Annotated in this window: 25 protein-coding genes and 1 pseudogene; 16 read left to right on the top strand and 10 right to left on the bottom strand. The window is 59.0% G+C overall.

Going from position 1 to position 26,933, the window contains the following annotated elements; all coding sequences use genetic code 11:
* The first annotated feature begins 1,247 nt into the window (after positions 1-1,247).
* The 5 genes from AC1ECN_RS01650 to AC1ECN_RS01630 all read left to right on the top strand — a co-directional run bounded on the left by AC1ECN_RS01650 (position 1,248) and on the right by AC1ECN_RS01630 (position 7,577).
* Positions 1,248-1,916, top strand: a complete 669-nt coding sequence (locus tag AC1ECN_RS01650) for an HNH endonuclease (protein ID WP_477951975.1) — start codon at positions 1,248-1,250, stop codon at positions 1,914-1,916.
* 180 nt (positions 1,917-2,096) lie between these two features.
* On the top strand, positions 2,097-3,839 hold the full coding sequence (locus AC1ECN_RS01645) for an N-6 DNA methylase (RefSeq protein ID WP_477951974.1): 1,743 nt from the start codon (positions 2,097-2,099) through the stop codon (positions 3,837-3,839).
* A gap of 15 nt (positions 3,840-3,854) precedes the next feature.
* On the top strand, positions 3,855-5,906 hold the full coding sequence (locus tag AC1ECN_RS01640) for an ATP-binding protein (protein WP_477951972.1): 2,052 nt from the start codon (positions 3,855-3,857) through the stop codon (positions 5,904-5,906).
* On the top strand, positions 5,906-6,598 hold the full coding sequence (locus tag AC1ECN_RS01635) for a response regulator (RefSeq protein WP_477951970.1): 693 nt from the start codon (positions 5,906-5,908) through the stop codon (positions 6,596-6,598). The genes AC1ECN_RS01640 and AC1ECN_RS01635 overlap by 1 nt, the downstream gene beginning before the upstream one ends.
* Positions 6,588-7,577: a ComEC/Rec2 family competence protein gene (locus AC1ECN_RS01630; RefSeq protein ID WP_477951968.1), complete on the top strand. Its 990-nt coding sequence runs from the start codon at positions 6,588-6,590 to the stop codon at positions 7,575-7,577. The genes AC1ECN_RS01635 and AC1ECN_RS01630 overlap by 11 nt, the downstream gene beginning before the upstream one ends.
* A 75-nt stretch (positions 7,578-7,652) precedes the next feature.
* Here the strand turns inward: AC1ECN_RS01630 and AC1ECN_RS01625 are convergent.
* The 5 genes and pseudogenes from AC1ECN_RS01625 to AC1ECN_RS01605 form a co-directional block, all read right to left on the bottom strand.
* Positions 7,653-8,300: pseudogene (locus tag AC1ECN_RS01625) on the bottom strand (magnesium chelatase domain-containing protein); the annotation flags it as partial.
* Between the two features lie 274 nt (positions 8,301-8,574).
* Positions 8,575-9,522 carry a glutathione synthase gene (gshB, locus tag AC1ECN_RS01620; protein ID WP_130662696.1) on the bottom strand — a complete coding sequence of 316 codons (948 nt, stop codon included), beginning with the start codon at positions 9,520-9,522 and terminating at the stop codon, positions 8,575-8,577.
* A gap of 146 nt (positions 9,523-9,668) precedes the next feature.
* A complete protein-coding gene (locus AC1ECN_RS01615) occupies positions 9,669-10,691 on the bottom strand; it encodes an ABC transporter permease (RefSeq protein ID WP_477951966.1) in 1,023 nt (340 codons plus the stop codon).
* Positions 10,675-12,195 carry a sugar ABC transporter ATP-binding protein gene (locus AC1ECN_RS01610; protein ID WP_130673453.1) on the bottom strand — a complete coding sequence of 507 codons (1,521 nt, stop codon included), beginning with the start codon at positions 12,193-12,195 and terminating at the stop codon, positions 10,675-10,677. Before AC1ECN_RS01610 ends, AC1ECN_RS01615 begins: the two co-directional genes overlap by 17 nt.
* A 179-nt stretch (positions 12,196-12,374) precedes the next feature.
* Positions 12,375-13,361 carry a substrate-binding domain-containing protein gene (locus AC1ECN_RS01605; protein WP_477951964.1) on the bottom strand — a complete coding sequence of 329 codons (987 nt, stop codon included), beginning with the start codon at positions 13,359-13,361 and terminating at the stop codon, positions 12,375-12,377.
* Positions 13,362-13,696: 335 nt separating this feature from the next.
* Between AC1ECN_RS01605 and AC1ECN_RS01600 the strand changes: the two genes are divergently transcribed.
* A complete protein-coding gene (locus AC1ECN_RS01600; RefSeq protein WP_130673451.1) occupies positions 13,697-14,707 on the top strand; it encodes a LacI family DNA-binding transcriptional regulator in 1,011 nt (336 codons plus the stop codon).
* A gap of 29 nt (positions 14,708-14,736) precedes the next feature.
* Here the strand turns inward: AC1ECN_RS01600 and AC1ECN_RS01595 are convergent, their stop codons facing one another.
* The 4 genes from AC1ECN_RS01595 to AC1ECN_RS01580 all read right to left on the bottom strand — a co-directional run bounded on the left by AC1ECN_RS01595 (position 14,737) and on the right by AC1ECN_RS01580 (position 16,801).
* Positions 14,737-15,240, bottom strand: a complete 504-nt coding sequence (locus AC1ECN_RS01595) for a cupin domain-containing protein (RefSeq protein ID WP_018070002.1) — start codon at positions 15,238-15,240, stop codon at positions 14,737-14,739.
* A 118-nt stretch (positions 15,241-15,358) separates the two neighbouring features.
* A complete protein-coding gene (locus tag AC1ECN_RS01590) occupies positions 15,359-15,727 on the bottom strand; it encodes a YraN family protein (RefSeq protein ID WP_130673450.1) in 369 nt (122 codons plus the stop codon).
* Positions 15,717-16,634 carry a 16S rRNA (cytidine(1402)-2'-O)-methyltransferase gene (rsmI, locus tag AC1ECN_RS01585; RefSeq protein WP_024322231.1) on the bottom strand — a complete coding sequence of 306 codons (918 nt, stop codon included), beginning with the start codon at positions 16,632-16,634 and terminating at the stop codon, positions 15,717-15,719. The genes AC1ECN_RS01590 and rsmI overlap by 11 nt, the downstream gene beginning before the upstream one ends.
* On the bottom strand, positions 16,631-16,801 hold the full coding sequence (locus tag AC1ECN_RS01580) for a hypothetical protein (protein ID WP_165406142.1): 171 nt from the start codon (positions 16,799-16,801) through the stop codon (positions 16,631-16,633). Before AC1ECN_RS01580 ends, rsmI begins: the two co-directional genes overlap by 4 nt.
* A 93-nt stretch (positions 16,802-16,894) precedes the next feature.
* Here AC1ECN_RS01580 and dnaN point away from each other — a divergent pair, with 93 nt between their 5' ends.
* The 7 genes from dnaN to AC1ECN_RS01545 all read left to right on the top strand — a co-directional run bounded on the left by dnaN (position 16,895) and on the right by AC1ECN_RS01545 (position 22,381).
* Entirely contained in the window at positions 16,895-18,013 is a 1,119-nt protein-coding gene (gene dnaN, locus AC1ECN_RS01575; protein ID WP_018069998.1) for a DNA polymerase III subunit beta, read from the top strand.
* A 54-nt stretch (positions 18,014-18,067) separates the two neighbouring features.
* Positions 18,068-18,979 (top strand): DUF72 domain-containing protein, encoded by a 912-nt coding sequence (locus AC1ECN_RS01570; protein ID WP_024322232.1) that lies wholly within the window; start codon positions 18,068-18,070, stop codon positions 18,977-18,979.
* Between the two features lie 95 nt (positions 18,980-19,074).
* Positions 19,075-19,674 carry a phospholipid N-methyltransferase PmtA gene (gene pmtA, locus AC1ECN_RS01565; protein ID WP_017990040.1) on the top strand — a complete coding sequence of 200 codons (600 nt, stop codon included), beginning with the start codon at positions 19,075-19,077 and terminating at the stop codon, positions 19,672-19,674.
* A 1-nt stretch (position 19,675) separates the two neighbouring features.
* Positions 19,676-20,257 (top strand): histidine phosphatase family protein, encoded by a 582-nt coding sequence (locus AC1ECN_RS01560; protein WP_130673448.1) that lies wholly within the window; start codon positions 19,676-19,678, stop codon positions 20,255-20,257.
* A gap of 6 nt (positions 20,258-20,263) precedes the next feature.
* Positions 20,264-20,971: an orotidine-5'-phosphate decarboxylase gene (gene pyrF / locus AC1ECN_RS01555; RefSeq protein WP_027689512.1), complete on the top strand. Its 708-nt coding sequence runs from the start codon at positions 20,264-20,266 to the stop codon at positions 20,969-20,971.
* A gap of 29 nt (positions 20,972-21,000) precedes the next feature.
* Entirely contained in the window at positions 21,001-21,288 is a 288-nt protein-coding gene (locus AC1ECN_RS01550; protein WP_027689511.1) for a DUF1330 domain-containing protein, read from the top strand.
* Positions 21,289-21,400: 112 nt separating this feature from the next.
* The gene (locus tag AC1ECN_RS01545; protein WP_024322235.1) at positions 21,401-22,381 is read left to right on the top strand and encodes a complex I NDUFA9 subunit family protein; all 981 of its coding nucleotides are present in this window, start codon (positions 21,401-21,403) and stop codon (positions 22,379-22,381) included.
* Positions 22,382-23,023: 642 nt separating this feature from the next.
* Here AC1ECN_RS01545 and AC1ECN_RS01540 read toward each other — a convergent pair.
* Positions 23,024-23,821 carry an undecaprenyl-diphosphate phosphatase gene (locus tag AC1ECN_RS01540; protein ID WP_024322236.1) on the bottom strand — a complete coding sequence of 266 codons (798 nt, stop codon included), beginning with the start codon at positions 23,819-23,821 and terminating at the stop codon, positions 23,024-23,026.
* Positions 23,822-24,053: 232 nt separating this feature from the next.
* Between AC1ECN_RS01540 and AC1ECN_RS01535 the strand changes: the two genes are divergently transcribed.
* Genes AC1ECN_RS01535 through AC1ECN_RS01525 form a run of 3 tightly spaced genes read left to right on the top strand, consistent with a single transcriptional unit; the run spans position 24,054 to position 26,788 of the window.
* Positions 24,054-24,746 carry a glutathione S-transferase family protein gene (locus AC1ECN_RS01535; protein WP_477951959.1) on the top strand — a complete coding sequence of 231 codons (693 nt, stop codon included), beginning with the start codon at positions 24,054-24,056 and terminating at the stop codon, positions 24,744-24,746.
* Between the two features lie 12 nt (positions 24,747-24,758).
* Positions 24,759-25,916 carry a tRNA epoxyqueuosine(34) reductase QueG gene (gene queG / locus AC1ECN_RS01530; protein ID WP_477951957.1) on the top strand — a complete coding sequence of 386 codons (1,158 nt, stop codon included), beginning with the start codon at positions 24,759-24,761 and terminating at the stop codon, positions 25,914-25,916.
* Positions 25,916-26,788 (top strand): SDR family oxidoreductase, encoded by an 873-nt coding sequence (locus tag AC1ECN_RS01525; RefSeq protein WP_130673447.1) that lies wholly within the window; start codon positions 25,916-25,918, stop codon positions 26,786-26,788. Before queG ends, AC1ECN_RS01525 begins: the two co-directional genes overlap by 1 nt.
* Positions 26,789-26,933 lie beyond the last annotated feature (145 nt).

Genomic DNA, 26,933 nt, shown 5'->3' with positions numbered 1-26,933 from the left:
CCCCCTCATCAGGGACAACCCAAGCGCCGGTCCCGCATGAGGCACAATAAGCACTAAATTTACAGACGCCATCGTATCAATCTCGACCAAGAGCCCGGAAGACATCGCCACCATCATGTTCTACGAAACCGCCGGCACCTTCGATCCTTGGGAGAAGGGACCGACGACTCAACGGGGTGAACGTCGGGGCCTCGTCCAGTGGAGACCGCAACGTGCCAAGTTTGGGGGTAACAGGGATCTGCACTGAGTTGGTGGAGGCCCGCTGGGCACTACTTCTCAGATGCTGGGAACAAACCTGTATGGGCCCGCTCCAAACTTACGCTGCGGTCAACGCCGATTGAGTATGCAACGTCCATCCATCGGACGCCCACAAGAGTTGCGCACCGGGGACCGTGGAGGACAAGTCAGCAACCAGATGGAGGGGCGTATAAGCGCAACGCTGTCGCTCTATTCGGTGAAGCCTATATGGCCGGCGATATGGCTTTCACCTACGACACTCGAAGTCCCGTTCCATGCGAACGAGGCTGTCAGGGAAACCTCCGCGTATCGACCCTCGGAAACTCCGGGCTGGCTGCAGATGCGGTGCGATGCGCGGAGCCAGAATTTCTATTCGGGCCCGCCTTTGCCAAGGCTCGAAACAACATCGCGGCACGTGGCGACCTGTTGGCCAAACCCGGTACGGCTCACCGAGCACTACTGATGCATCACCTTTGGTGCGATCTGGCCGGCGATGTTCAGACAAGGGCAGAGACCGACGTGCGGAATAACGATTGCACTGTTGCGATAGCTGGAAAAGTGAATAAGTAATTGAAATTGTAGGCAATTTCTCGCAGTGGACGGTTTCGCATGAGGTCCCTACTGAGGGCAGGCACTTACCGCAAGGGTGCGCATCGCAAAACGCAAGGAATGACAATGCATTTCAACACTAGGCGCCTCGAAATCGAATTGCACCGCGACGGGCTTTGGGTGCGCCTGTCCTTTTTTGGACGGACGTTCCAGACATTCAGAGATTTCTCGGGTCAGGGTCTCAGCGCAACCGACTGGATCCAACAGTAAGGAGTCCCTTGTATTCAACGCGAGACTGGCGGGGGCACTTGTTTTGCGCGAGACGGTTGTCCAACTGAGAAGTCGAGGGCCTACCGAAAAGGTAGTCTGCCGAACGCCCCTTCTGGTCGAGCAACCCTCGCCCCCTCGCGTTAACGGGAACTTATGTAGGTCGTTGTTACTTCTTGATTGGCGAAAGCTAGATGGGGGAAATGATGGTTTGGCGCGATGACGTTCGCAGCGCACTCGAGCGGCTGGGAGGTATCGGCTCACTCGGACAGATATACGAGGAAGTCGAGGCGAATAAAGTAAAGGCTCTCCCGAACTCTTGGCAAGCCATTGTCCGACGCGAGCTTGAATACAATTCAAGCGATAGCGAAAGTTATAAGGGTAAGCATAACCTTTTCTACAGCGTTCGCGGAATTGGGGCTGGGTTGTGGGGACTGCGGAAAATAGCCAGCATAGCTCCCGACGCGGCGGATATCGCGCAACCAGCGGGCAGAATTGAAACTCATACCTATAGAATCTTGCGCGACACGCTCATGGCGCGGAGAGTAAAGCAGTTACACGGCAACTCCTGCCAACTCTGCGGGCAGGCGTTGCAGCTTTCAGGAGATGTAACTTATTCAGAAGCCCATCATATTCAGCCGCTGGGTCCGCCGCACAATGGTCCTGACATCGAAGCCAACATAATTGTGGTATGTCCTAATCATCACGCTCTACTCGATTACGGGGCAATCCAGTTGGACTTCCATCGAATCCGCGACCCACATGTCCGAAAAATCGGCGAGGAATTTATTCGCTATCACAACGGGAAAGTTGTGAGATCACCGGTATTTGTTGTGTCGGACATAGTCGTGGAGGCAAAATAAACATCGTGACCGCGATGCGGTTTTCACCTCAGTGGGTCTATCTCCGATCTTGAGTGGGGACGACTGCTACCATCACTCTTTTCGCGCGTGTTTCAAATGTTTAAATATTGGCAGCGGCCTATCGAAGGTAGCTAGTCGTCCGTCTACATTTGAGACCCACGCCCGCCGGTGAGTTGGAATATGAATACCTTCCTAATCGGGCTTCCTGAAACTGAAGTTGTTCCTCTTGACGGTTTGGTTAGGCGCAGCTTTGAGCTGAAGCGTGCCGCCACCGGAGTTGCGAAATCCCGCAATTGGCACTTATTGGCCCGAATCGAACTGTGCCGGAAGCTGATTGCACGCGACCAAGACCTCTCTCCTGCTATCAACAGTTTCTTCCACGGACTGCTCGATTCGGAGCGATATTACTGGATCAGTTCGCTTTACACATTGTTGATGCCGTCCAGTCGAAGAAAGCGATTAGCGACGTATTTTACCCCGCCTCATTTATGTGAGCAGGTGATTGACCGTCTCGTTGAGCAAGGCTTAGATCTTGAGCACCATACAGTTCTCGATCCCGCAGCAGGTGGAGCCGCTTTCCTCGTACCTTTGGCTCGCCGAATCCAAACGATTGCCCGTGCGAGAAACAGTGCCAGCGCGGACATGATATCCGACATTGAGTCCCGCCTATCGGGCATTGATGTGGAGCCTGGACTTACCGAACTTAGCCACATGCTTCTATCCGATTTGCTGGGCGAGGAACTCAAAGCGCTGGGTCGCCCTCTAAAACAGATCATTCAGCGCCAGAATACGCTCCGATCACCTGCCGATAAATTGGTCGACGTTGTTATCAGCAATCCGCCATATGGCAGAATAATGAGGCCATCGCCTCGAACGTTGGACCGCTGGAAGGATGTTATATGCGAGGGCCACGCAAATCTCTACGCGCTCTTCATAGGGGCCGCTTTGGAACGGACGAAAGTCGGAGGATTGATTGGCCTCATTATTCCGACGAGCTTTCTCGCTGGACCGTATTTCAGATCGCTGAGAAACCACATTCGTAGCCAAGCAACGATACTTTCAGTGGACCTGATAGAGCGTCGGTCTGACGTCTTTGTCGATGTGATCCAAGACACCTGCGTTGTCATTCTTCGTAAGACCAAGGAATCCACAAACAACCGCAGTAAGGGGACGCCAAGTGTTGGAACCATTGGTGCCGATGGGTGTCGTACTGAGGTCGGAGCTTTGTCCGTTCCTCATAACGCTGACGGAGTTTGGGTTTTGCCATCGCAATCGAAGGCGGGGCTCAACTTTGACTTCTTTGATCCTCGATTCAGTCGACTGTCGAGCTACGGCTATATTTTGCGTGCGGGATATTTCGTTTGGAATCGGTCGCGAACCCAACTGCGAAATGATGAGGAACCTCGACCGGACGAAATCCCGCTTCTGTGGGCGCACTCAGTCAAGGCAGACAAGACGGTTGTGCCATCCTCGGGCCCAAAGCGCTCTAACGATTCCTCGTTGAAATCATTCGTGACAATCAACCCGGGAAGCACAGCCATAATTCGAGGTCAGTCTATAGTTCTCCAGAGAACTACCAATAGGAACCAGCCCAAAAGACTGGTCGGTGGACTTGTGTCTCGCGATTTCGCTGATCGCAATCCGACTGGATATGTCACGGAAAACCATACAATTGTCGTACTGCCCGACCCTCAGCAAAAACAGGCTGTGGCGATTGAGACACTCTTGGAGCTTTTAACGAGTAGTATTGTTGATGACTGCTTCCGCCGCGTGTCGGGAACGGTGAGTGTCAGCACGAAGGTACTACGAGAACTGCCCCTACCAAACCCGGAAGCTTTGGCAGCGGGATTTCAAGCATTTTCCTCTCCCGAAGAGGCGATTCGTTATGCATATTTGGAGACGATCGGGCGACGGGAGCCTTAAAAGGGGCGTTGATTGATGGAAGATTCTGCGGATGGCGAAGATGCAAACCAAAATTGGAGCAGTCTGCGCTTTGCTCCGTCTACTCTCGTTCATCTGGGCGAGCGCCTCGTGGCCAACGTTGACCAAGGAATATCCGAGCTTGTTAAGAACTCCTATGACGCCGACGCGGAGGTGTGCTGGGTCAAGCTAGATAATAAGCTAGGTGGCACTCTCGTACTGTCCGATGACGGGATCGGCATGACCCGCGACGACATTGACCTCGGCTGGCTGGTTCTCGGAAGATCAGGAAAGCAATCAAAAACCCCGACCCCCAAGTTTAATCGAGTACCAGTCGGCGACAAGGGACTGGGCCGTCTGTCGGCCTTACGGTTGGGACGAAAAGCTGTGGTGAGGAGCCGGCCGGCCGCCGAACCGGGAACTGAGTACGCAGTCACGTTAGATTGGACTGCTTATGATTTGGCCACAACGGTTGAGGAAGTAAGACTGCAGATCGACACACTGCAATCGGACCAACCATCGGGAACCGAGATATCGATTGAAGATCTCAAGAGGCCGTTGACTCGGATTGAGCTTGAACGCCTAGCTCGCACCCTAATTCTTTTATCGGATCCTTTCCAAGAAACGCAGGGCTTTCGTACCGAATTGGAGGTGCCGGGATTCGAAGACCTTACAAACAAAGTTAAGAAGTCATACTTCGGTGACGCAGAGTATCACTTACGCGCAACCCTAGATTCGTCAGGACAGGCTAGTTTCGAATTGCTTGATTGGAAGGATGAGGTTCTGGCCCAAGCTCAGGGTCGACCCCGCCCAAGCACGGTCCCCGCGATCTTCGATCTCTGGATTTATCTTCTCGATAAAAAGTCATTCTCGACTCGATCCTCAACCATTGCGGAAGTGCGCGAATGGTTATCGATTGTGGGTGGTGTCCATGTCTTTGAAGGCCCGATCAGAGTACCACCATATGGTGAGCGCGGCGTAGATTGGCTCGAAATGAACCTCAGAAGGGCGCAGAACCCGGAGGAAAGGCCGTCAACGAACACGACCCTCGGGAAGGTAGTGGTAGATAATTCATCTGGCAGACTCGAACAGAAGACTGACAGAGTTGGATATATCGAAAACGAGGCGTACAACGAACTGAGGGACTTCGCCAAAGAGGCAATGGATTGGCTCGCGCGATATAGGCTTAGTTTAGCCGAGAGGCGTCGCACTCAAGAACGTGAAGAGACGAATAACGAGCGCCGATCTGCCGCGAAATCCGTGGATCAAATTCTCGAGAAAATGCCACAGAACGATAGCAAGCCGCTCAAGATTGCATTCGACCACTTGGTGGCGGCCAGCGAGAGGCAAGAGCGCCGCCTTCGTGACGACCTGCAGCTGTATAGATCGCTTGCGACTGCTGGGATGACATCTGCCGTCTTTTCGCACGAAATAGGAAAACCCCTAGGAACGCTGGTCCGAACTCTTCCCGCCATGGTGGACCGTCTTCCCGAAGCCGTCCGGAGCCAAGCACAGCAGGTTTTTCAGTTCGCCATCAATGCAGCAACGCGACTAGAGAGTTATGTATCATTGCCCCTATCGCTTCTAAAGAAGGAGAAACGCCGACCCGGCCGGGTAGATCTTGTTAGCTGTCTGCAAGACATTATTAAAACGTTCGAACTGATTTTCTCGAATGCTGGCATTTCGGTTGAGACCGATCTCCCTTCGAGCGCGGCAATCACTGGGAGTGTCGCTCTCGTCGAGGGCATTTTGGCAAACCTGTTCGCTAATGCCATCGCTGCGTTTGAACGGGACGATATAGATCAAAGCGACCGCAAGATATTTGTTAAGATACAAGAAGATCTCGACCAGATAACGATGGTCATTTCGGATAACGCTGGTGGGATTAAAGGCGTTGACCTCAAAGAARTTTGGCTTCCGGGGGTTACTACTTCTCCCGAAGGAACCGGATTTGGGCTTACAATTGTCCGTGATTCGGTCGCGGATCTTGGTGGCACCGTGGAAGCTATCGCGCTGGGCGAAGATGGTGGCGCTGAGTTTCGGATCAATTTGAAGAGGCCGACTGTGTAATGCTGCAACAAGGTACCGCTACATACTCTCCCCCTGTCGTGGCAATCATCGATGATGATACGCACACTCGCGAAGAAGCTGTATTTTGGCTGCAACAAGGTGGATTCAACGCCAAGCCGCTTAATGGAAAATATGGCCAAGATATTGACCGGCTGGTTTCGGATGCTTGCGACGGCGTAGATTACGTCTTCACTGACCAGCGACTATCCACTCACGGCTTTGCGCAAATACAAGGTATCGAGCTTGCTGCCCGTTTGAATAAAATAAATAAGCCAACCATATTGGTCACTCAATTCACTGAGACGGACGAAGCGAAGTTCAAACCTTTCCGCTCCCAGGTCCCGGTTATACTTCCGCGAAACAAAATAGACAAAGCTGACTTTCGAGAGCTTTTCGAGAGAGTCAGGCTTGAGTTGACGGGTCAACACTCGCCAGATCGTCAGCTATACAGGTCAACATTCGCGGTGGAATCTGTCGAAGGCAATCCGCCTATGGTCGTAGGTTTCCTGCCAAGTTGGAGCCAGAACTCGGCTGTGACATTCCCGCTCGATTTGATCCCAGCTGCACTTCAAACGCATGTGAAACCAGGGGGCTTCCTATTCGTTAGGGTCAACCTCAACGCAGAGAAAGCAGCGGACTTATATTACGAGGACTTCGAATTGGCACCGGAGCCTCAAGATCATGGCTTCTGAGCTGAGAATCCTCGATGTTGGCCACGGAAACAGCACGTTAATTCTTTCCGAGAAGAACTGCATTATAGATTGCCCCGGCAATACCGTATTGCTTGACACGCTCATCGAGAAAAAAATAAAGCACATCGATATTGTTCTGGTTTCCCATGCGGACGCTGATCATCTCGTGGGCATAACTAACATACTTTTGTCGAAGGATATTTCTGTAGGGGCGCTCCGGGCAAACCCGAACTCAGAACGAACCTCATTGGCATTCAAAACGTTCTTGGTAGCAGTTGAGGATGCGATCTCTCGTGGCGTCGATGCAAAAAGCTCCCTAACGGCGGAAAGTCCGGGGGTTATGAACCTCGGTGAGGTGAGCTTGGAAGTCCTATCGCCCGGGGGTGCCTCAGCTTTTGTGGGCGTCGGAGGAACCGACATCTCCGGGAATGCGATCACTACCAACGCCGCATCGGCGGTCATTAAGGTAGTCAAAGACGGCGTCTCCAAGGCGCTGTTGCCTGGAGATATGAGTTCAGCAACTCTGTTAGATCTTAGGCGTAGAGGTATCGACCTGCATGCTGAGATCTTGATATTTCCACATCATGGAGGCACGCCAGAGTACGGCGACGCCACGGAATTTGCGAAGACTTTGATCGAGGCAGTTGATCCCCAGCTTGTTATATTTTCACTAGGAAGAGGCAGATACGGAACGCCAAGGCCAGAGATCGTCAACGCAATCAGAGAGACCAAGCCGAACGCTCACATTGCGTGCACTCAGTTATCCAAATCTTGTGCAGCCGATATCACCGGATTGGATTACAACCATCTCGACACCGCGCCCGCCCATGGGAAAAAGACCAATGCTTGTTGCGCTGGTACAATAACCTTCGCGCTTGATGAGGCTGCGGAAACTCATCTTGGCCTAAAGAACCATTATGATTGGATTGGAAAAAATATCTCCGATTCCCTCTGTACGAAGCCGCTAGCAGCGAAATGATGTCTCCGCCGGTCGGCGCACACCGTGCGTCTTTCCGCGAGACTAGCCTCGATCTCGAACAGGGTCTTTTGTTCACAACAGGAAAAGGTTATGACCGCCGGCCGCGGCCACTTCGAGCGCCCGCTTGGCGCTTTCCTGGCCCTTGATTTCGGCAAGATCCGGCAGGTTTGCGGCATTGGCGCGGATCGACGCCTCCGGCCGAGACAGGACCTGCGTGCCGCGGAAATGATTGGCAAGGGCAATCAGGCTGCGGGGGGCGAGGATATCGACTTCCGAACCCGCCCACGCGGCTTCGGCGCCGCTTTCGGCCGGGCAGATCAGCCCCTTGCCGAGCGCATTGGCGCCGATCGCAGCCGGCAGCGCGCCTGATATGGCGGCGATCGTTCCGTCGAGATTGAGTTCGCCGACGACGACAAAGTCCGACAGCGCATCGGCGGGAATGGCGCCGAGGGCGGCCATCAGGGCAAGCGCGATCGGCAGATCGAAATGCGAGCCTTCCTTCGGCAGGTCGGCAGGCGCCAGATTGACCGTCACCCGCTTGGCCGGCAGCGCCAGGCCGGAGGCGTGGAGAGCGGCCTGCACGCGCTCGCGGCTTTCGGCAACCGCCTTGTCGGGCAGGCCGACGATCTGCATGCCGACCTTGCCGGGAGCGACCATGACCTGGACCTCGACCGGCACACCTTCGATGCCCTGAAATGCCACCGTACTGACACGCGCGACCATAAGCCCATCCCTTGTCCCGCAAACTCTACCATACCGCCGCCCTCCGACCCCTGAAGCGCGTCGCATCGATGCGATGCGCTTCAAGTCTTTATTCGATGCATGTCGTGGTCCCAAAACCGCTGCACACTTTTGGGCGACATGCATTAAGGCTAGCGGTTGCAATCTGGCATGGAAGACGGAATAAAACAAGAACAATCAAAGAACACAATCTTGCATCCGCTGTGACCAGGGTTGTGCTCGGTCGCGGGACCAGAACGGTCATGGGCCGGCTGGCTCAGCCGCGCTTGCGCTCGATCGCATCCCAAAGCAGGGCTGCTATATCGGCGCCGCCGAACTTCTTCACCTCGCGGATGCCTGTGGGCGAGGTGACGTTGATCTCGGTCATGTAATCGCCGATCACATCGATGCCGACGAGCAGGAAGCCGCGCTCCCTCAGCGCCGGGCCGATGCGGGCGCAGATTTCACTTTCGCGCGCCGTCAGCTCGGTCGCCTCGGCGCGGCCGCCGACATGCATGTTGGAGCGGCTGTCGTGTTCGGCCGGCACGCGGTTGATGGCGCCGGCGAATTCGCCGTCGACGAGGATGATGCGTTTGTCGCCCTTGCGCACGTCGGGCAGATATTGCTGGGCGATGAAGGGCTCGCGGAAAAGCTGGCCGAACATTTCGAGCAGCGAAGAGAGGTTGCGGTCGTCGCGGGTCGAATGGAAGACGCCGGCGCCGCCATTGCCGTAGAGCGGCTTGAGGATGATGTCGCCCATCTCGTCGCGGAAGCGGCGGATCTCGGCGGCATCCTTGGTGATCAGCGTCTTCGGCATCAGGTCGGAGAATTCGGTGACGAAGATCTTCTCCGGCGAATTGCGCACCCAAGCCGGATCGTTGACGACGAGCGTCTTCGGGTGGATGCGCTCGAGCAGATGCGTCGAGGTGATATAGGCCATGTCGAAGGGCGGATCCTGGCGCAGCAGCACGACATCCATGGTCGCGAGGTCGACGCGCTCCGGCGCGCCAAGCTCGTAGTGATCGCCCTTGAGGTCGCGCAGCACCATCGGCTCGACGCTGGCATAGAGCCTGTTGTCGCGGAAGCTCAGGCGATCGGGCGTGTAATGGAAGAGCCTGTAGCCGCGCGCCTGGGCTTCCAGGCTCATGGCGAAGGTGGAATCGCCTGCGATATTGATGCCTGCGACATGGTCCATCTGGACCGCTACATTGGTGATCTTGGCCATTTCCATCCCTCGCTGAATGCCGGACAGATGTAGGTCGGCCAGATATCAAACGCAACGGTCAATCAAGGGCTTCCGGCGCTGGAGCATTTTCGCTTTTGTGCAACTCCGGACGCAAAACCGCTGCACAGTTTTGCTGCAATTGCTTTTCACCGCGTCTCGAGTTTCCGCATCAACCGGCCGCGATAGCTGTCGAGAATGACGGCGAGCACGATGACGGCGCCGATAACGATCGGCTTGATATTGTCGTCGGCGCCCAAGAGCTGCAATCCCGTTGACAGCACCTGCAGAATGCAGGCGCCGACCAGCGTGCCGACAATCGAGCCTTTGCCACCCGAAAGGCTGGTTCCGCCGATAATAACGGCGGCGATCGCATTCAACTCGTAGCCGATGCCCGCAACCGGGCTGCCGACATTGAGGCGGAGCAGATAGACCATGGCCGCGATGCCGGCCGTCAGCCCTGAGATCGTGAAGACCGCGATCTTGTATCGTTTCGGCTCGTGCCCCGATAGCCGCACAGCCTCTTCATTGGTGCCGATCGCGAAGACGAAGCGCCCGAAGACGGTATAGCGCAGCACGAACCAGCCGATGAGGACGACGACGATCGCAATCAGAAAGATTGACGGAAATATGCCCCAGAAGATCAGGTTGCCGAAATCGACGAAAGGCTGAGGCAKGCCGGTGATCGTGGAATTGTCGCTGACCACGCGCGCCAGGCCGCTCGCGACGTTCAGCATTCCAAGGGTGACGATAAAGGAAGGAAGCTTCCACTTCTCACAAATCCACCCGTTGACGGCGCCAAGGGCAGCACCCGTGCCCATCGACGCAAGACATGCGAGAACAATCGCCTGCCATGGCGAAAATGCCGGATTGATCATGATCGTCGCACCGATCACCGTGCAAAGGGCAAGCAGCGATCCGACCGAGAGATCGATGCCGCCAACGAGGATGACGAAGGTCATGCCCGCAGCAAGCACGGTGTTGATGGCAATCTGCACGAAGATCTTCAGGAAGTTCTCCGGCGTTGCGAAATAGGGCGCCGTCGCCGAGAAAAACGCCAGGATCAGAATGAGGGCAATGGCGACGCCCGCCTCCTTCAGCGAGATCCGGACAAGCTTGTCCCAGAAGCTCACCTCTTTCGCCTCGGTCTGTTTTTCAATGTTGGCGGACACGACTGTACTCCTTGTAGGCGAGCGAAAGGATCCTGCTCTCGTCAAATTGTTCCCGAACTATTTCGCCCGATATCTTGCCGTCGGAGAATACGATGATGCGATGGCAAATGCCGATGAGCTCCGGCAGATCCGAAGAGACTACCAGAACGCCTTTTCCCTGAGCCGCAAACTTCCACAGAAGCTCATAAATCTCGGCCTTTGCACCGACGTCGATTCCACGGGTCGGCTCATCGAAAATCAGCACTTTTGGACCGCGGAACAGCCATTTTGCAATGACGACTTTTTGCTGGTTGCCGCCGGAAAAGGTCCTGACCGCCTGATGGATGGACGGGGTCTTGATGCGCAGTTCACGCACGAGGCGCTGCGAATGATCGTCCTGCGTCCTTCGCATGATCAAGCCGTTGCGGGAGATCTTGCCGAGATCGGTTATGGTGGCATTTTCAGCGCAGCTCATGTCGAGCATCAAGCCCTGCATCTTGCGGTCTTCGGTTGCCAGGCAGAGCCCGGCAGCAACGGCATCCCTAGGCGAATTTATCTCAACCGGATCGCCATTCACGCGAATTTCGCCGGCCGCTTTGGCATCGGCGCCGAATATGGCGCGAACCGCTTCCGTCCGGCCGCTGCCGACAAGGCCGGCAATGCCGACGATTTCCCCCTTTGCCACGGAAAATGACAGTTCCGGGCTATTGCGCGTCACCTTCAGGCCGGAAACACCGAGCGCCTCGCCGGACACGGTGCTGTCGTTGCGAAAAATGCCATGATCCGAAAGCTTGCGCCCGACCATGAGTTCGACGATGTCAGGAATAGCAAGTCCGGACAGCGGACGCGTGATCACATGCTGGCCGTCGCGCAGCACCGTCACATCGTCGCCGACGTCAAAGATCTCCTCCAGCCTGTGCGAGATGTAGAGCGTGGTCACGCCACGCCGCTTCAGCCGCTTGAGAATCTCGAAGAGACGATCGACCTCCTTGGAGGTCAGGGTTGCCGTCGGTTCGTCGAGAACGAGAAGCTTGCTTTCGTAGCAAAGCGCCTTGGCGATCTCGACCAGTTGAAGCTGGGCGACGCTGAGGCGGCTCGCCAGTGTCGTCGGGGCGACGTCAAGGCCGACCTCTTCCAGGAGTTCCGCCGCTCTGCTGTTCATTTCCTTGTAGTTCACGAGGCCGTAGCGGCGCGGCAGATGCTCGAACAACAGGTTTTCCGCCACCGTGAGGTTGGAAAGCGGGTGCAGCTCCTGGTGAATGACTCGGATGCCCGCCTTGAACGCCTCCAACGGCGAGGCCGGATGGTATTGCTTGCCGTCGAATAGAATGTGACCGTCATCCGGCCTGAAGACACCGCCGAGCAGGTTGATCAGGGTCGACTTTCCAGCACCGTTCTCGCCCAGAAGAACGTGCCCCTTGCCGCGGCCGATCCGCATGGAGACATCCTTGAGCGCCACGACGCCCGGGAAGCGCTTGCCGATCCCTTCCAGCCTCAAAATGTCGTCATCTGCTGCGTCTGACATGGCGACCTCATGCACGCTCTGTTCGAACTCCGCGCAGTGCGCATCCCAGCGGCTCGGAAGCGAGCCTCACCTGAAGCGATCAACGCGTCAATCGGTTGGTAGCGGTGAGCGCCGGCCGCAGCCGGCGCTTCCTGTACACTGCCGCGCGTCTTTCAGACGCGCGATGCGGGCGATCCCGACTATTTGAGATCCGCTGCGGTGACCAGCTTGATGTCGGTCTTGACCCAGCCGGTGAATTTCTCGCCGGCAAGTTCACGCATGCCATACTGGATGCCGAGGACCGCCATCTGCGCGCCATACTGTTCGACAGTGGCAAGCATCTTGCCATCCTTGATCAGCGGCTGAACCGGCGGAATGTTGTCGAAGCCGACAACCTTGATCTTGCCACTCTGGCCGGCCGCATCGAGCGCCTTGACAACGCCGAGAGCCATCGAGTCGTTGGCTGCCATAACGCCCTGAATATCCTTATATTTCGTCAGGAAATTCGTCATGACGGTATTGGCTTCTTCCGTCTCCCAATGGGCCGTCTTGCTGTCGAGAAGCTCAAGCTTGCCAGACTTGACGGAGTCCATGAAGCCTTCCTTGCGCTCCTTGGCATTGTCGGCCTCGGGGTTACCCTCGAGGATGACGACCTTGGCGCCGGGTCCCAGATCCTTGGCAAGCGCGTCGCCCGCAAGCGTCGCCCCGCCCCTATTGTCAGGCCCGAAGAAAGCGAGATCGATACCGGCTTTCTTCTTCGCATCGGCATCGAGCGGCACGTCGATGTTGATGACCTTGACGCCGGCCTTGACTGCCTTTGCCAGCGGGGTTGCCATGGCCTTTGAATCGGCCGGCGCAACAACGATGATATCGTATTTCTGCGTGACGAAGTTTTCGACGGCATCGACCTGGGACGCGAAATCTCGCTCGTCCTTCATGCCGACGGCCTTGAAGTCGAACTTGTCCTTGTTCTCGGCCGCATATTTGTCGGCGCCGGCCTTCATCTGCTTGAAGAACTCATTGGACAAGGATTTCATGATCAGGCCGACCTTCGGCTTACCGGCCGCAAAGGCGGGCGACACGCCACAGGACAGCGMGAGCACCAAGGTGCCGGCAAGCCCAAGCTTCAATGCCGCACGGCGCGGCGCATTGATCAAGACGGATTCACGCTTCATAAAATTGGACATTTTTTCCTCCCGAACGGCCCTGGGCTCAGCTCCACCTGAGTTGCCGGCGGCAATGAACCGTTTCCAACGCCATCTGGGTAGCACGCCCTTAAAAATTGTCAAGCTGCCGAAATCGAGCCGAATGTCGGCATTGGCTCCCAGGTTTGGCCTGTATCGGTGCGCATGCGATGAACCGTTTCCATTGAGCGTTGGCCCGCGCTCGTGCTATGCAGACTGGCGGTCAAAATTGAGATGCAGCCCTTTGACGAGGGCGGTAAAGACCATTAGCTGGAAGCTTCGATCAGGCGCCCTTCGGTGTCTTCCGAAGGCGTAGAGAAAGGGCCACTGTTTCCGTTATGTCAAAGGTCGGGATTCGAGAGGTTGCCAAGCTTGCGGGAGTTTCCACCGGGACCGTTTCGCGGGTTTTGAATGATCATCCCTCCGTGACGAAGGAATTGCGGGCGCGCGTCACAGCGATCATCAAAGACCTCGGCTATACGCCCGACGCGTCGGCGAGAAGCATGCGCGGCAAGGTCAGCCGGCTCATCGGCATCGTCATTCCGGATCTGACCAATCCGTTCTTCGCGGAGCTTGTCCAATCGGCGGAACAGGCGGCGGCAAATCACGGCTATAATATCATCGTCATGACGTCGTTTGATCACGCGGCCAAAGAGGCCGACCGCATCAAGCAGCTGACCAGCCGAAAGGTCGACGGCATCATGCTCGTTCCCAGCAATGATTTCCACACACTCAAACTGCCGAAGGGATTGCCGATCGTCGTCGTCGACCGTCTCATGCCGGGATATTCCGGCATAGCCGCCGATCACCGCAATGGGGTTCGGCTTGGCGTCGAGCATCTTTTGCAGCTCGGCCATCGCCGCATCGGCTTCATTTCGGGGCCAGGGCACTCCGTCCCCGCCAACGATCGCCTCAGGGGCTATCTCGATGCAATCGAGCAGGCGGATGACAGAACGCCAATGGCGGGGCCACCGCTGATCGCCGAGGCGGCTTTCGACTATGAGAGCGGCCGTTCCGCGGGAAATTATCTTCTGGCCCGCGCGCGAAACGAGCGGCCGACGGCGATCTTTGCAAGTTCGGACCAGCAGGCAATCGGCTGCATGCGGGCAGCCCATGATCTGGGAATCCCGATACCGGCAGCCCTTTCGATCCTTGGCTTCGACGGCATCCCGCTCGCAAGCATGACCACGCCACGACTGACGACGGTGAAACAGCCGATTCAAGACATAGCCGCAGCCGCGGTGGCCGTTCTGTTGAACAAGCAAACCGCGCCCGACCTCGACAATCCGATCCTATTCGGCTGCGAGATCTTGAAGGGCGAAACAACCGCCCCGCCTCAGCCCGATTAGCGCATAGGCCCGAGCATCGAAGTCGATCTTCAGGCGGCGATGCCCTGGTTGCCGCTGTTGCGCAGCATGTTGCGGAGACGGTAGGCGATCGCCAAGGGCTTCGGGAAGGGTTTTCGCAGGAAGGCGACCTTGCGGACGTAATTGTCGACCCGCCAGCTCGCCCAGGTTCCGCCTGCAAAAAAAGCGACGTCGCCGGCACGCAGGGTTCGTTCCGTGCCGTCCTCGGCAGTGATATGGACCTCGCCTTCGAGGATCATCACCGTCTCGTCCCAGCCGAAGCGCCAGCGGAATTCGCCCGCCGTGCAGTCCCAGATCGCCGTTAGCGATGCTTCGTCATGACCGCGCGAATGTTCGGCGGTGCGAGCCTGCGGATTGCCGCTGACGATCCAGTCCGGATTGATCGGCGTCGGCTTCAATGGCAGCAGGTCGCTCGCATGCGCCACGAAGGATTTTCCGGCCGGCTTCGCCACGACATAAGGCGCGGAGCGCGCGGCCATGGCGACCGCACTTGCAAGCATCAGCTTCCAGGCCATGAAACAATCCCCAATTGTTATCCCTACCGAGATTTGACGTAGCAGAGAGTCGTAAGAACCTGGTTCACGCGGGGACTAAAAGTTTAACGATCCGGAAATCCAATGGGTCGAAAGGGGGTCAGAAGGCATCAATAAAGTGCCGCGGCAGCCGGCCGGGCATGATCGCCACGATATCATAGCGTTGGGAAAGGCGGGCCTGATCCGCCTGGCTGGCGAGCCAGAGATCGCTTGCCGCCCGTATGCGCTTCTGCGCGGCGACAGAGACGGCATCGACCGCCGCGGCCTCGCCACGGCGGGCCTTGACCTCGACGAAGACGGCGAGATCGCCCTTGCGGGCAATAATATCAATCTCGCCGAGCCGGGTGCGGTGGCGCAGCGCCAGGATGCGGTAGCCCTTCAGCATCAGGAAGGCGGCCGCGATATATTCCGACATGCGGCCCCGGCGCAGCGCCTTCCTCCTGATGGCGGTGAGATCATCATCGCCCATCGGCGTTCTTGATCTCCAGCAGGCGCTGGTAGAGCACCTTGCGCGGCAGGCCGGTGAGGCGGGCGGCCTCGGTGGCAGCGCCGGCAGTCGGCATCGACTTCGACAGGTCGGCCAGCATGGCTTCGACATCGGCCTCATCCGTCTCGACCGGCTCCGGCGGACCGATAACAAGGACGATCTCGCCCTTGACGTTTTCCACCTGCTGATAATGCGCCGCAAGGTCGGCAAGCGTGCCGCGGCGGAACTCCTCATAGGTCTTGGTCAGCTCGCGGCAGACAGAGGCGGGCCGGGTGGCTCCGAGCACATCGGCAGCGGCCAGAAGCGTTGCGCCGATGCGATGCGGCGATTCAAAGAAGATCAGTGTCGCGGGTGCTGCGGCAAGTTCACCCAAACGGTCGCGGCGAGCCTTTTCCTTGGCCGGCAGGAAACCGGCGAAAAGGAAGGCATCGTTCGGCAGGCCGGAGCCGACAAGGGCTGCGAGCGGCGCGGAGGCGCCGGGAATGGGAATGACGCGGTAACCTGCCGCTATCGCCTGTTGCGCCAGCCGATAGCCTGGATCGGAGACCAGCGGCGTGCCGGCATCGGAAACCAGCGCCACCGAGCGCCCGGCTTCGAGCGCCTGCAGCAGCCTGGGACCGGCCTCGTCGGCATTGTGCTCGTGATAGGCGAAGGGGCGGTTCTGGATGCCGTAGCGGTCAAGCAGCACGCGGGTGACACGTGTATCCTCGCAGGCAAGCACATCGGCGCCGGCCAGCGTTTCCAGCGCCCGCAGGGTGATATCGCCAAGATTGCCGATGGGGGTGGCGACGAGATAGAGCGCCGGCTCCAGCGGCCGCGCCGGCACCGTTGCATTGTGCAGGCGGAAGCTTCGCCGGCTGGCGGCGTCCGCTGTCGTTTCCTCATTCATGCCATTTGCTTTCGTCCCGCCGGCTCTTGGCCGGCATCGAAGCCTTTATGGTCGAGCCGCACCGCTTCGGCAAGGGTTCGGATTTCTGTGAGCATTGCTCTGGAAAACCGCAAATGCAGGGGTGCCGACGTCCATGCCTCTTGCAAAGCAATGCTGAAGTCTGCCATTTTGCCCGTCCACTCCCCCGGCCTCAAGCCGGGACAGCATTCTTCGGGTGCTCGACGCGCCCGGACAGTCACGGTCGAAAGCGGTAGCATCCCATGCGTATTACTATTGAGCGGTCAAACCTGTTGAAATCGCTGAACCACGTCCACCGCGTGGTCGAACGTCGCAACACGATCCCGATCCTGTCCAACGTATTGCTAAAAGCCGACGGCCAGAAGCTCGACATGAAGGCGACCGACCTCGACCTTGAAATTACCGAGGCGACACCGGCAAGCGTCGAACAGCCAGGCGCCACCACCGTTCCCGCGCATCTTCTCTACGATATCGTGCGCAAGCTTCCCGACGGCTCGGAAGTACTTCTTGCCACCAGCACTGACGGCGGCGCGATGACCGTGCAGTCCGGCCGTTCGAAATTCTCGCTGCAGTGCCTGCCGGAATCGGACTTCCCTGATCTCACCGCCGGCACCTTCACGCATAGCTTCAAGCTGAAGGCGACCGATCTGAAAATGCTGATCGACCGCACCCAGTTCGCGATCTCGACGGAAGAGACGCGTTATTATCTCAACGGCATCTTCTTCCACACGATCGAGAGCAATGGCGAGCTGAAACTCAGGGCGGTTGCCACCGACGGCCACAGGCTGGCGCGCGCCGATGTCGATGCGCCCTCCGGTTCCGAGGGCATGCCCGGCATCATCATTCCGCGCAAGACGGTCGGCGAGTTGCAGAAGCTGGTCGACAATCCCGAAACGTTGGTGACCGTCGAGGTCTCCGACGCCAAGATCCGGCTGACGATCGGCTCGATCGTCATGACGTCGAAACTGATCGACGGCACCTTCCCGGATTATCAGCGCGTCATCCCCACCGGCAACGACAAGGAAATGCGCGTCGACTGCACGACCTTCGCACAGGCCGTCGACCGCGTCTCGACCATCTCCTCCGAGCGCGGACGCGCCGTCAAGCTGGCGCTTTCCGAGGGGCAGCTGATGCTGACCGTCAACAATCCCGATTCCGGCAGTGCGACTGAGGAAGTCGCCGTCGGCTACGACACCGATGCGATGGAAATCGGCTTCAACGCCAAATACCTGCTCGACATCACCGCCCAGCTTTCCGGCGAGGAGGCGATCTTCCTGCTTGCCGATGCCGGCTCGCCGACACTGATCCGCGACACGGCCGGCGACGATGCGCTCTACGTGCTGATGCCGATGCGCGTCTGAGGGGAACGAAGGCGACCGCTTGCCGTTTTTCCTCCTGTCAAAACGGAGGATCCCATGACCAAAAAGGCGGGAACGGTGCGCATCGGTATATCCGGCTGGACCTATGCGCCCTGGCGCGGCCAATTCTACCCAAAGGACCTGCCGCAGAAGCAGGAGCTTTCCTTCGCCGCCCGGCACTTCCGGTCGATCGAGATCAACGGCACCTTCTACGGATTGCAGCGGCCCGAAAGCTTCGGCCGCTGGCGCGATGAGACGCCGAATGATTTCGTCTTCGCGGTCAAGGGACCGCGCTTCATCACCCATATGCTGCGGCTGCAGAATATCCAGACGGCGCTCGCCAATTTCCTCGCCTCGGGCCTGCTGCGGCTTGGCCCCAAGCTCGGGCCGATCCTCTGGCAATTGCCGCCGAACATGGCCTTCGACCCATCCCTTTTCGAAAGTTTTTTGTCGCTGCTGCCGCATGACCGCGACGCGGCGATAGCGCTTGCGAAGCAGCACGACTGGCATATCAAGGGACCGGCCTGGCTTAAAAGCGACGGGCACCAGCCGATCCGTCATGCGCTCGAAATCCGCCACGAGAGCTTCCGCTCACCTATCTTCATCGACATGCTGAGGCGTCACAAGGTCGCTCTCGTCTGCGCCGATACGGTGAAATGGCCGCTGCTGATGGATATCACCGCCGATTTCGTCTATTGCCGCCTGCATGGCTCCGAAAAGCTCTATGTCAGCGGCTACGAGGACGAAGCCCTCGATATATGGGCGCAACGCATCCGCGTCTGGGCCACGGGCGGAGAACCTGAGAATGCGACGCGGGTGCTGGCGCCCGTAGCGGCGCGCAGCAAGGGCCGAGACGTCTATCTCTACTTCGACAATACCGACGTGAAGCTGCGCGCGCCTGTCGACGCCGATCACCTGGCCGAAAGGCTTGCCGATCTCATGCCGGGTTCAGCGTCGAAAGCCGCATGAGCTGTTGATGTCGATGTCCTTGTTGCGAAAATCCTTGTCCCTTAAGCGACAAGCGGCATATTAAGGCATTCGATCAACATGCGGATGGGTGGAGAATGAGCTTACGGGTCAAGGTGAAGGAACGGTTCGGGAAGAGGTTCGACGACGAGATCCGCTTCTTCCGGGGCATGATGCAGGGGCCGAAGACGGTGGGCTCGATCGTGCCGACCTCCTCGATCACGGCGAAGCGCATGGCAAGCGTCGTCGATATCCATTCCGGGCTGCCGGTGCTTGAACTCGGACCGGGCACGGGCGCCATCACCAAGGCCATTCTCGGCCGCGGCGTCCGTCCGGAAAATCTCGTCGCAATCGAATATTCGACGGATTTTCATAAGCATCTGCAGCGGACCTATCCCGGCGTGCACTTCATCAACGGCGATGCCTTCGATCTTCAGGCCACCCTTGGCAATTTCAGCGGTCTCACCTTCGATTCCGTCGTCTCGGGCATTCCGCTTCTGAATTTCCCAATGGCGAAGCGCATCTCGCTGCTCGAAAGCCTACTCGATCGACTGCCGGCCGGCCGGCCGATGGTGCAGATTTCCTACGGCGCGATCTCGCCGATCGCCGCCAATCCCGACCGCTACCATATCCAGCATTTCGACTTCGTCATGCGCAATATTCCGCCGGCGCAGCTCTGGATCTATAAGCGCGGCTGAGATGTTCGGGATCTACATCACTCATCCGCAAGTCAGGATCGATCCGAACGTGCCCGTGCCGAAATGGGGGCTTTCCGATATCGGTGCGGCGCGCGCCCGCAAAGCGGCAGAGGGCAGCTGGGCCAGGCAATTGCGGCGCATCGTCTCTAGCGACGAGACGAAGGCGATCGAAACGGCCGAAATCCTGGCGGAAGCTTCCGGCGTGCCCGTCGAGGTCGTTCACGCCATGCACGAGAACGACCGCTCGGCCACTGGCTTCCTGCCGCCGCCGCAATTCGAAGAAGCTGCCGACTGGTTCTTTGCCCATCCGGAGCAGAGCTTCAAAGGCTGGGAACGCGCCGTCGATGCCCAGGCCCGCATCGTCGAGGCTGTTAACGCCGTTCTTGCCACGCATGATGCGACGTCGCCGATCGCCTTTGTCGGCCATGGCGGCGTCGGCACGCTGCTCAAATGCCATCTGGCGGGCAGCCCGATCGCGCGCGACCGCGACCAGCCGGGCGGCGGCGGCAATCTCTATGCTTTCGGTCTTGCGGATCGGGGCCTAACATGCGACTGGACGCCCATCGAAGACTGGCAGGGGTGACTTCAGATGGACGCACGCGAGCGGTTGATCGTCGGCCTGGATGTTCCAACGATCGATGAGGCGGAAAGACTGGTTTCCGCGCTCGGCGACGACATTCTCTTCTATAAGATCGGCTATCAGTTGGTCTTTGCCGGCGGCCTGGAATTCGCCCGCGATCTTGCCGCAAGTGGCAAGAAGATCTTTCTCGACATGAAACTGCTCGACATCGACAACACCGTCGCCTCCGGCGTCGAGAACATCGCCAAGATGGGCATGTCGATGCTGACGCTGCATGCCTATCCGAAAGCCATGAAGGCGGCGGTCGAGGCCGCGGCCGGCTCCGGCCTCTGCCTGCTCGGCGTGACCGTGCTGACCTCGATGGATGCCGGTGACCTTGCCGAGGCCGGCTACAGCCAGGATCCGCACAGCCTGGTGTTGCGCCGCGCCGAACAGGCGCGCGCAGCCGGCATGGGCGGCATCGTCTGCTCGGCGGAGGAGGCGGCTGCGGTGCGCGAAATCGTCGGATCCGACATGGCGATCGTCACCCCCGGCATTCGCCCTGATGGTAGCGACAAGGGCGACCAGAAGCGGGTGATGACACCTTTCGACGCACTGAAGGCGGGAGCGACGCATCTCGTCGTCGGCCGGCCCGTCGTCAAGGCGCCGGATCCCCGAGAGGCCGCCCGCGCGATCCTCAGCGAGATGGTGAGCGCACTCTGGCCGGCAAATCGCTGACCGCATTCAACGACAAAAGGGAGAAGACCATGGCCAAAGGATACTGGATCGCCCGCGTCGACGTTCGCGATACCGAGCGCTACAAGGATTACGTGGCGGCGGCCAAGCCGGCCTTCGAAAAATATGGCGCAAATTTTCTGGCGCGCGGCGGCGCCTTCACCGAACTCGAGGGCAAGGCGCGCGTCCGCAACGTAGTGATCGAATTCCCGTCGATGCAGCATGCGGTCGACTGCTATAATTCGCCGGAATACCAGATCGCCGCGAAAATCCGCCAGGAAGTGGCGGATGCGGAAATGGTCGTCGTCGAAGGCGTCTGAGCGACGTCACATCCCAAAAAACTGACGGCGTGATGGGCCTTCCCGTCGCGCCGGGATTCGGCTAAGACGAGAGCCAATCAAGCATCCCGCAAAGCCTTTCGAGGAGCCTGCCATGACCCTTGCCAACCTGCCACCGCTCGTTACCGTGTTCGGAGGGTCGGGCTTCGTGGGCAGGCACGTGGTTCGGGCGCTGGCCAAGCGCGGTTATAACATCCGCGTCGCCGTGCGCCGTCCCGATCTCGCCGGCTTCCTGCAGCCGCTCGGCAATGTCGGCCAGATTTCCTTCGTCCAGGCGAACCTGCGTTATCGAAGCTCGATCGACCGCGCCGTCGACGGTGCGAGCCACGTCGTCAACTGCGTCGGCATTCTGCACGAGACCGGCCGCAACACCTTCGACGCCGTGCAGGAATTCGGCGGTCGCGCGGTTGCCGAAGCGGCGCGCGGCGCAGGTGCGACGCTGACCCATATTTCGGCAATCGGCGCCGACGCGAAATCCGATTCGGATTATGGCCGCACCAAGGGCCGCGCCGAAACGGCCATCCTCTCGGTCAAGCCCGATGCGGTGATCTTCCGTCCGTCGATCGTCTTCGGACCGGAAGACAGCTTCTTCAACAAGTTCGCCGAGATGGCGCGCATGTCGCCGATCCTGCCGCTTGTCGGCGGCGGCAAGACGAAATTCCAGCCTGTCTATGTCGAGGATGTCGCCGAGGCCGTCGCCCGCGCCGTCGACGGCAAGGTCGCCGGCGGCAAGGTCTATGAGCTTGGCGGGCCTGAGGTGCTGAGCTTCCGCGAATGTCTCGAGACGATGCTGAAGGTAACGTGCCGCAAGAACCCGCTGGTATCCCTGCCCTTTGGCATCGCYTCGATGATCGGCAGCATCGCCTCGATGATCCCCTTCATAACGCCGCCGATCACGCCGGATCAGGTGCGCCTGCTGAAGCGCGACAACATCGTCTCCAGGGAAGCCGAGGCGGAAGGCCGCACGCTGAAGGGCCTCGGCATTGCGCCCACCATGGTGGCATCGGTGCTCGGCTCCTATCTCGTGCACTATCGTCCGCACGGCCAGTACACCGGCACCGGCAAGGCCGCCTGAGCATCTTTTCCAGACGATAAGACTTGGCCGTCTGCGGATGCCGCGGGCGGCCTTTTGACGTTGCCGTGTCCCGCAAAGCCCGGCGCAAGTTTGAAGTGTTCTGGTGCTCGGCATATTCAGCAGCGTTGCATAAAAGACGCATCGGAAATTTTGTKGAATTAACGCCAAATTTAGCAGGAACGATTATTGCTATTTGTCATTCCACTGACTACCAAACCCGCGCGTCTTCCAACGGACTCAACGCCTGCGGTCGTGTGCGGCAATCACTGTGAAAGGCATTTCTCGATGGGCAAGTCAATCGCGCTCCTGTTTGCGTGTGCGGCGCTGGTTATCCTTGCAGGCTCTTTCGTTGCGCCCGGTTCGGTCGCGGCGGTAAAGGGCGATTGCTCGCCGGCCTACGGCGTCGATCCTTGCTCTACGGCTTCGATCATCCATTGACGAAAAGCCCGGCGCCTGCGCCGGCATCCTGCTTCAAGCAAGCAGTCGATCGGATCGCCTGAAACAGGGCGCCTCGAGCGTATCCCCTCAATGACTAACTGAATGATCGGCGCCTTGCCGGTGATCGGATGCCTGTTTGTGCGGTCCGACGGGGCATTTGCATTCGCGCCGTGAGTTGCGCGAATGCAATGCGGGACGGATGTCTCAGGCAATCAAACCGGTCGCGGCCATGCCGAGCAGCAAGACACCGAGAATGATGCGGTAGATGGCAAACAGCGTAAACCGGTTGCTCCTGATATAGGCAAGCAGCCATTTGACGGCGATGAAGGCAACGATCGTGGAGACGACGAAGGCGATGCCGAGCGCAGTCCAGTCTTCGCCCGCCGCTCCGCCATCCTTGAATGTCTTCAGCAATTCATAGCCGCTGGCGGCGTACATTGTGGGTATGCCGACGAGAAAGGCGAATTCCGTCGCCGCAGCACGGTTGCCGGTGCCTGCCAGCATAGCGACGAAGATCGTGGCGCCGGAGCGCGAGGTTCCCGGGAAGACGCCGGCAACGATCTGGGCGATGCCGACCAGGATGGCGACAAGCCAGGTGATCTCTTTATGGGGCGGTCTGCGGGCGGCGGCCCATTCGGCAAAGATCATCCAGATACCGCCGATGATGAGCGCCCAGGCGATCGGTGTTGCGGTCTCCGGAAGTTCAAAGCCGAGCTTCTTGACGACCAGTCCGAGAATGGCGGTGATGAGAAAGGCGACGATCAGCTTGGCGGCATAATCGCGGTTGACGGGATCGCGCCAGCCAAGCACCAGATCCAGCAGACGACGCCAGTAAATGATGGTGACGGCGAGGATGGCGCCCGCCTGAATGACGATGTTGAACATATCCGACCGATGTCCGAGCCATTGCTCCGCAATGATTAGGTGGCCGGTGCTCGAGATCGGCAGGAACTCGGTGATCCCCTCTATGACGCCGAGAATTGCAGCATTTATATAATCCATACATTGTCTCCGGTTTAAAGTTCGGTCGGGCCTGAGCGCTTGGGCCGATCAGGCTGCCGCTTCCATTCGTTCGTTAGACCGTGTTTCGCCATTATCAGATGGCCTGAAAAATCCGATTCGCTTGTATTGGCGGGGCCAAGCTCCTATAGCTTCAACCAATGAGTCATGACTAGGGCGCTATAATCGAGCTGCCACACAGTCCTGTAACAGCAATCACAAAGCCCGAGTATCGATGCCCACGCTTTATCATCATCCCATGTCATCCGCATCTCGCTTCGTCCGGCTGATCCTGGCAGAATACGGCTATCAGGCGGATCTGATCGAAGAGCAGACTTGGGAGAAGCGCCGGGATTTCCTGGCGCTCAATCCGGCCGGCACGCTGCCGGTCTATGTCGACGACAGCATGCGCGCGCTCTGCGGCGCGAGCGTCATTTCCGAATATCTCGACGAGACGCATGGCGTCTTGAAGCGCGACCGGCGGCTGCTCGCCGAGGACCCTTTCCAGCGGGCGGAAATCCGCCGGCTGACCGAATGGTTCATGCAGAAGATGGAAAACGACGTGACCAAGCCGCTCGCCCGCGAGCGTGTCTACAAGTTGCAGATGACCGCCGATCAGGGCGGCGGAGCGCCGGATTCGAAGGTTTTGCGCACGGCCCGCGCGAATATTCGCCAGCATATGCGCTACCTCACCTGGCTTGCCGGTTCGCGTCAGTGGCTGGCGGGCGAGYGGATGAGCTATGCCGACCTTGCCGCCGCGGCCTCGATCTCGATCCTCGATTATCTCGGCGAGATCGAGTGGGCGGATTCGCCCGTCGTCAAGGACTGGTACCAGCGGCTGAAGTCGCGTCCCTCCTTCCGGCCGATGCTGACCGAGCGCGTGCGCGGCCTGACACCGGTTTCACACTATGCCGATCTGGATTTCTGACGAGGGCTCTTCATGCCCGAACCTGATAATGACGACAAAGAGCGCCRCCGCCGCGACAATTTGACCGAGTTCGTCCGGGCGGAATCTGCCGCCAAGGGCTTCGATCTCTGCCGCATCACGCGCCCGGATGCGATCCCGCAAGCGAAGGAGCGTCTCGGCCAGTTCATCGATGCCGGGCGCCACGGGACGATGGACTGGATGGCGGAGACGCGCGACCGGCGCGGCGATCCGAGCACACTCTGGAGCGAGGTGCGCTCCGTCGTCGTCTTCGGCCTCAATTACGCCCCGGAAGAAGATCCCCGCGCTATCCTCGACAAGCCGGATAAGGCAGCGATTTCGGTCTATGCCCGCAACCGCGATTATCACGATGTCATCAAGGGCCGGCTGAAGGAGATCGCCACGCGCTTTGCGGCGCGGGCGGGCGCCGATGTGAAGGTCTTCGTCGATACGGCGCCTGTCATGGAGAAACCGCTGGCGGAGGCAGCCGGGCTCGGCTGGCAGGGCAAACACACCAATCTCGTCAGCCGTACGCACGGTTCCTGGCTGTTCCTCGGCACGATGTTCACCACCGCGGATCTCGTGATCGATGAAGCGGAAACCGATCATTGCGGCTCCTGCCGCGCCTGCCTCGACATCTGTCCGACGGATGCCTTTCCGGCGCCTTACCAGATCGACGCGCGGCGCTGCATCTCCTATCTCACCATCGAGCACAAGGGGCCGATCGACGCCGATTTGCGCGGGCTGATCGGCAACCGCATCTATGGCTGCGACGACTGTCTTGCCGCCTGTCCCTGGAACAAATTCGCAAGCTCTGCCTCCGAGATGAAGCTCAAGGCGCGGGAAGATCTGAAGGAGCCGTCGATCGCCTTTCTGCTGACACTCGACGATGCCGCCTTCCGTACCTTTTTCAGCGGCTCGCCGGTGAAGCGGATCGGCCGCGACCGCTTTATCCGCAACGTGCTGATCGCCGCCGGCAATTCCGGCGACAAGGCGCTCATCGGGCGCTGTCGCGGGCTTTCGGAGGATCCCTCACCCGTGGTGCGCGGCATGGCGGTCTGGGCGCTTTCACGGTTGATGGAGGCTGGCGAATTTGCGGCCTTTGCCGCACAAAGGGCAGACGAGAGAGACGACGACGTATTGAACGAATGGCGATTGGCGGGAGTGGGCTGATGCATGTGATGATCTTTGGTTGCGGTTATTCCGGCACGGCAATCGCCAAGGCCTTTGCCGGCGACGGCGTGCGGGTTTCCGGCACCACGCGCTCGCCTGACAAGATCGATGCGCTCCGCGAAAACGGCATCGAAGCATTCCTTTTCGACGGCGAGAGCATGGAAGAGGGGCTGCGCCGGGCTTTGGACGGCGTCACCCATCTGGTGCAGTCGATCGCCCCTGGAAAGGCCGACCCGCTGCTGCGGCTGCTCGGTAAAGACGGCGCACGCCTGCTGCCGAAGCTCGAATGGATCGGTTACCTCTCCACCGTCGGCGTCTATGGCGATCACCAGGGCGCCTGGGTGAGCGAGGAAACGCCGTGCCTGCCCGTTTCCGGGCGGTCGACGGAGCGGCTCGAGGCGGAAGAGGGCTGGCTGGCGATGGGCCGGGAGCGCGGCGTGCCGGCGGCGGTGTTGCGCCTTTCCGGCATTTATGGGCCGGGCCGCAACGCCTTCTGCAATCTGGACAAGGGCACGGCGCGACGGCTGATCAAGAAGGACCAGGTGTTCAACCGCATCCGCGTCGAGGATATCGGTGCGGCGACACGCTTCCTGTCGGAGCACGGCCTCGGCGGCATCTATAATGTCACCGACGACCGGCCCGGCCCGCCGCAGGATGTGATCGTCGAGGCAGCCCGCCTGATGGGCGTCGAACCGCCGCCGGAGCAGGCGTTCGAGACCGCCGAACTGACGCCGATGGCGCGCACTTTCTACGGCGAGAACAAACGGGTTTCGAATGCGAAACTGAAGGCGGCCGGCTTCGCATTCTCCTTCCCGAACTATCCTATGTCGCTTGCGCAATTGTGGCAGGATGGACGCTGGCGTGGGGAGTAGAACTCAGTCCTGTTTGCGACGGATACGCTCACCCAAAATGAGTAGGAAATTCCTACTTTCCCGCTTTGGCCGGACAATTTTCGCCGCATCTTATGGTTAACGGCCTTTGAATTTGCCCAAATGTGGCAGTAAATATGGCGAAATC

The organism is Rhizobium sp. 01N447_2, from assembly GCF_056399245.1.
Note: the sequence above shows the minus strand (reverse complement) of the source record. Positions and strands in the feature narration are given on the sequence as shown.

Bases quoted from the DNA above. Each gene is read 5' to 3' on its own strand.
- AC1ECN_RS01650 (WP_477951975.1), top strand. From the start codon at position 1,248: ATGGGGGAAATGATGGTTTGGCGCGATGACGTTCGCAGCGCACTCGAG.
- AC1ECN_RS01645 (WP_477951974.1), top strand. From the start codon at position 2,097: ATGAATACCTTCCTAATCGGGCTTCCTGAAACTGAAGTTGTTCCTCTT.
- AC1ECN_RS01635 (WP_477951970.1), top strand. From the start codon at position 5,906: ATGCTGCAACAAGGTACCGCTACATACTCTCCCCCTGTCGTGGCAATC.
- AC1ECN_RS01630 (WP_477951968.1), top strand. From the start codon at position 6,588: ATGGCTTCTGAGCTGAGAATCCTCGATGTTGGCCACGGAAACAGCACG.
- gshB (WP_130662696.1), bottom strand. From the start codon at position 9,522: ATGGCCAAGATCACCAATGTAGCGGTCCAGATGGACCATGTCGCAGGC.
- AC1ECN_RS01610 (WP_130673453.1), bottom strand. From the start codon at position 12,195: ATGTCAGACGCAGCAGATGACGACATTTTGAGGCTGGAAGGGATCGGC.
- AC1ECN_RS01600 (WP_130673451.1), top strand. From the start codon at position 13,697: ATGTCAAAGGTCGGGATTCGAGAGGTTGCCAAGCTTGCGGGAGTTTCC.
- AC1ECN_RS01595 (WP_018070002.1), bottom strand. From the start codon at position 15,240: ATGGCCTGGAAGCTGATGCTTGCAAGTGCGGTCGCCATGGCCGCGCGC.
- AC1ECN_RS01590 (WP_130673450.1), bottom strand. From the start codon at position 15,727: ATGGGCGATGATGATCTCACCGCCATCAGGAGGAAGGCGCTGCGCCGG.
- rsmI (WP_024322231.1), bottom strand. From the start codon at position 16,634: ATGAATGAGGAAACGACAGCGGACGCCGCCAGCCGGCGAAGCTTCCGC.
- AC1ECN_RS01580 (WP_165406142.1), bottom strand. From the start codon at position 16,801: ATGGCAGACTTCAGCATTGCTTTGCAAGAGGCATGGACGTCGGCACCC.
- dnaN (WP_018069998.1), top strand. From the start codon at position 16,895: ATGCGTATTACTATTGAGCGGTCAAACCTGTTGAAATCGCTGAACCAC.
- AC1ECN_RS01570 (WP_024322232.1), top strand. From the start codon at position 18,068: ATGACCAAAAAGGCGGGAACGGTGCGCATCGGTATATCCGGCTGGACC.
- pmtA (WP_017990040.1), top strand. From the start codon at position 19,075: ATGAGCTTACGGGTCAAGGTGAAGGAACGGTTCGGGAAGAGGTTCGAC.
- AC1ECN_RS01560 (WP_130673448.1), top strand. From the start codon at position 19,676: ATGTTCGGGATCTACATCACTCATCCGCAAGTCAGGATCGATCCGAAC.
- pyrF (WP_027689512.1), top strand. From the start codon at position 20,264: ATGGACGCACGCGAGCGGTTGATCGTCGGCCTGGATGTTCCAACGATC.
- AC1ECN_RS01550 (WP_027689511.1), top strand. From the start codon at position 21,001: ATGGCCAAAGGATACTGGATCGCCCGCGTCGACGTTCGCGATACCGAG.
- AC1ECN_RS01540 (WP_024322236.1), bottom strand. From the start codon at position 23,821: ATGGATTATATAAATGCTGCAATTCTCGGCGTCATAGAGGGGATCACC.
- AC1ECN_RS01525 (WP_130673447.1), top strand. From the start codon at position 25,916: ATGCATGTGATGATCTTTGGTTGCGGTTATTCCGGCACGGCAATCGCC.